1 protein-coding gene is annotated in these 217 nt (G+C 61.3%); it reads right to left on the bottom strand.

What is annotated here, in order from left to right; all coding sequences use genetic code 11:
* Nucleotides 1-217: hypothetical protein (locus ACM6IK_RS27080; protein ID WP_414876746.1), on the bottom strand; the 217-nt coding region annotated here is incomplete at both ends.

The raw sequence follows: 217 nt of genomic DNA, 5'->3' as shown, positions 1-217 counted from the left end.
GCAGATGGCCGCTGCCATAGGTCAGCCAGCTGACCCGATGCCCGTCCGGGCGGGTGGTGGCGATGCGTTGGTTGAGGGCATCGTATTCGTGTTTCCACACCGCCACATGCGGTTCCTGCAAATAACGCAGGTATTGATGCTCACGGGTGTTGTTGCCCGCGCGGTCGTAGAACCATTGCAGTTTGCAGGCGGCGTTTTCGGCCAGCAGCAGGTTGCC

The sequence above is a fragment of the Pseudomonas sp. IT-196MI5 genome, from assembly GCF_949767415.1.
Classification (GTDB): Bacteria; Pseudomonadota; Gammaproteobacteria; order Pseudomonadales; family Pseudomonadaceae; genus Aquipseudomonas.
The sequence above is the reverse complement of the archived record's forward strand: the minus strand, read 5'-3'. Positions and strand labels throughout refer to the sequence as shown.